Annotated in this window: 2 protein-coding genes; both read left to right on the top strand. The window is 76.3% G+C overall.

Features of this window, described 5'->3' with window-relative positions; genetic code table 11:
• A partial coding sequence (locus DVA66_RS19775) for a PD-(D/E)XK nuclease family protein (RefSeq protein ID WP_232822087.1) occupies window positions 1–1,018 on the top strand: 1,018 nt, incomplete at its 5' end.
• A partial coding sequence (locus DVA66_RS19770) for an AAA family ATPase (protein WP_157974166.1) occupies window positions 1,015–2,043 on the top strand: 1,029 nt, incomplete at its 3' end. The genes DVA66_RS19775 and DVA66_RS19770, both read left to right, overlap by 4 nt.

The raw sequence follows: 2,043 nt of genomic DNA, 5'->3' as shown, positions 1-2,043 counted from the left end.
CCGGACGTCCTACACGGCGCTGACCGCCGCGGCCCACCACGCGCCGGTGCCGGTGGCCGGGGTGGGCAGCGAGGCGCCACCGCACAAGGAGCCGGACGAGCCGGAGCCGGCCGTCCCCGGCCCGGCCGCGCTCGAGGCGGGTGTACCCGTCGCACCCGTCCCCGCCGAGGCCGACCAGCCCTCACCGCTGGCCGGGTTCCCCGGCGGGGTCGCCTTCGGCTCGCTGGTGCACACCCTGCTGGAGTACGTCGACCCGGCCGCCGACGACCTGGTGGACGCGCTGACCGGGCTGGCCGCCCGCGAGCTGCAGCGGCTGCCCGCCACCGGGTTCGGGGCACGGCAGCTGGCCGAGGCGCTGGTGCCGGCGATGCACACCCCGCTCGGCCCGCAGGCCGACCACCGCACGCTGGCCTCGGTCGCGGCGACCGACCGGCTGCCCGAGCTCGACTTCGAGCTGCCGCTGGGCGGTGGGCACCAGCCGGTCGAGGTGGCGGCCACCCTCGCCGACGTGGCCGAGCTGGTCGACCGGCACCTGCCCGCCGACGACGTGCTCGCCACCTACCCAGCAGCGCTGCGCGACCCGGCACTCCAGACCGAGACCCTGCGCGGGTTCCTCACCGGCAGCATCGACGCGGTGCTGCGGGTCGGGCCGGACCGCTCCCGGCACCTGGTGGTGGACTACAAGACCAACTGGCTCGGCCCGCGCGAGCAGCCGCTGCGGGTCGGGCACTACAGCCGGCAGGCGATGGCCGAGGCGATGATCGCCTCGCACTACCCGCTGCAGGCGTTGCTCTACTCCGTGGCGCTGCACCGGTTCCTGCGCTGGCGGCTACCCGGCTACGACCCCGACCAGCACCTGGGCGGCATCCTCTACCTCTTCGTCCGCGGCATGGCCGGGGAGGCGACGCCGCTGAGCGACGGGCTGCCCTACGGGGTGTTCGGGTGGCGCCCGCCGTCGGCGCTGGTGCTGGAGCTGTCCGACCTGCTGGCCGCCGGACCCGGGAGGAGGACGCCATGAGCGCCACGGTGGAGGAGGTCGCCGTCCGCGCGACCGGCGTGCTGGCCGAGTTCAACGCCCGCGGGGTGCTCTCGGTGGCCGACGTCAACGTCGCGCTCACCCTCAGCCGGCTGTGCGGCGAGGCCGACCCCGACGTCCAGCTGGCCCTGGCGCTGACCGTGCGGGCGCTGCGGGGCGGGTCGGTCTGCGTCGACCTCAGCACGGTGGACGCGGAGGTGTTCGAGGTCGACGAGGCCACCGTGGAGACCGCCACGCTGCCCTGGCCCGAGCCCACGGCCTGGCGGGAGAAGCTGCGGCAGAGCCCGGCCGTGCGCTACCTCGAGCCCACCGCGGCGGGGCCGGTGCCCGGGGAGCCGCGACCGCTGCTGCTGCACGGCGACCTGCTCTACCTCGACCGCTACTTCGCCTCCGAGGAGTCGGTCCGCGACCAGCTGGTGCGACGCCGCGAGGCCACCCCGCCCGCGGTGGACCCGGAGCAGCTGGCCGGGCTGCTCGACCGCCTCTTCGACCGCGACGGGCTGGAACCCGGAGAGCCGAACTGGCAGCGGGTGGCCGCCGCCAGCTGCGTGCTGCACTGGGTGTCGGTGATCGCCGGCGGGCCCGGCACCGGCAAGACCACCACCGTGGCCAAGGTGCTCGCCACCCTGCAGGCGCTGCACGGCGGCCGGCTGCGGATCATGCTGGCCGCCCCCACCGGCAAGGCGGCGGCCCGGCTGGAGGAGGCGGTGCGCACCGAGTCGGCGCGGCTGCCCGCCGACCTCGCCGCACCGGTGGCCGACCTGCGGGCGGCGACCCTGCACCGGGTGCTGGGCTGGCGACCGGACTCGCGGACCCGGTTCCGCCACGACGCCGGGCACCCGCTGCCCTGGGACGTGGTGGTGCTGGACGAGATGTCGATGGTCTCGCTGCCGATGATGGCCCGGCTGCTCGAGGCCACCCGCAGCGGCACCCGGGTGGTCCTGGTGGGCGACCCCGACCAGCTGACCTCGGTGGAGGCGGGGGCGGTGATGGCCGACGTGGCCGGC

Source organism: Desertihabitans aurantiacus (assembly GCF_003344635.1).
Classification (GTDB): Bacteria; Actinomycetota; Actinomycetes; order Propionibacteriales; family Propionibacteriaceae; genus Desertihabitans; species Desertihabitans aurantiacus.
Note: the sequence above shows the minus strand (reverse complement) of the source record. Positions and strands in the feature narration are given on the sequence as shown.